Source organism: Streptomyces caniscabiei (assembly GCF_014930365.1).
Classification (GTDB): domain Bacteria; phylum Actinomycetota; class Actinomycetes; order Streptomycetales; family Streptomycetaceae; genus Streptomyces; species Streptomyces caniscabiei.
Map to the genome: position 1 here is coordinate 1 of NZ_JABXWI010000056.1, position 1,440 is coordinate 1,440.

A 1,440-nucleotide genomic window follows, 5' to 3' on the forward strand; every position below is an offset into this window, starting at 1 on the left:
GCGGTCTGGATCCAGTCGCGGTAGGCGTGAGCGAGGTCGTCGTCTCGGCTGAGGCCTCGTTCAAGTCGGGAGATGGTGGTGGGCCAGACCCCGAAGTGCTGGGCGACGGCCGTGAGGGTGATGTTCCTGGCTTGCCGTAGGGGCCGCAGGTCGGCGATGCCCGGGACGGTGACGGTAGTGGTGAGGCAGCGGAAGACCTCCCGGGCGATGGCTCGTTCCAGGAGCCGGATGATCTCCTTCTTCGTCCGGCCGACGGCGGTCTGGCGTGCCGTGTATGCGCGGGTTGTGGAGTCGCTGGACATGCGGACCAGGGCGATGCGGTAGAGCGCGGCGTTGGCATTCCGGTCGCCGCCCCGGGACAGGCGGTGCCGGTTCGTTCTGCCGCTGGAAGCGGGGACCGGGGCGACGCCGCACAGGGCGGCGAAGGATGCCTCGGTCCGCATGCGTTCGGGATTGCCTCCGGCGGTGACCAGCAGCTGCGCCGCGGTGTCGGGGCCGACGCCGTAGGCGGCTCGCAGGCCGGGGTTGTGGGCGGTGACCTCGTTGTCCAGGGCTCGGGTCAGGGCCTGGTGTTCGGCGGTCAGCTCTTTGACGCGTCGGGCGAGGCTCTTCAGCGCGGTGAGGACAGCGGTGTGCACCGCGTCTCCGGCCGGCCGCAGCCGGGCCAGGGCATCGGTGCGGTCTGTCCCGTTGAGCTGCCCGTATCTGGTGCGGATGGTCTCGGGTGCGGTGAAGAGGAGGTGGGTGATCTGGTTCAGGGCGGCGGTGCGTGCCTTGACGGCGGAGCGGGCGGCGTTGTGCAGGGCGCGTATGCCGGCGACGGTGTCGTCCTTGGGAGCGCTGGAGGCGCGTCCGGACAGGGCGGCGCGGGCGGCGGCGTAGGCGTCGATGGGGTCGGACTTGCCGATGCGGCGGCGTTCGGCCCGGTCGGGCCGGTTGACCTCCACGACGTGAAGGCCCGCTGAGCGGGCGGCGCGGGTGAAGCCGGTGCCGTAGGAGGCGGTGCCCTCCACACCGATCGCGCTCACGTGTCCGTGAGCGGTCAGGAAGGCCAGGGCCGCGGCGTATCCGGCGGCGGTGGTGGCGAACTCGGCGTCAGCGAGGTGGCCTCCGTTGTCGCTGATCACCGCGACGTGAATGGTGTCGGCGTGGGAGTCGACCCCGCCGAACACGTCCTGGCCCGCTGTGTCTGGTGCCGCCGCTGATGTCATGCTGATGGTGCCTTCCCAACCGGAGGTGGGCACCGGCCGGGTGGCGCAGACAGGACATTGAAAGGGCTTCTCGACCAAGCTCCTATCAGGTCATGTTCCGCCCGGCCGGAGCCATGAGAACAGGTCCCGACGGCCGGACAGCACAACCGGAAGACAGCCCAGCAGGGCGTCAGTCAGACCCCGAGCCACGACCACCGGAACCTGAGTATCAGCATCAATGTCAGACCCC

At 70.1% G+C, this 1,440-nt stretch carries 1 protein-coding gene; it reads right to left on the minus strand.

The window, feature by feature from the left end:
* A partial coding sequence (locus HW837_RS47925; protein WP_193382253.1) for an IS110 family RNA-guided transposase occupies window positions 1-1,211 on the minus strand: 1,211 nt, incomplete at its 3' end.
* Between the last annotated feature and the right edge of the window lie 229 nt (window positions 1,212-1,440).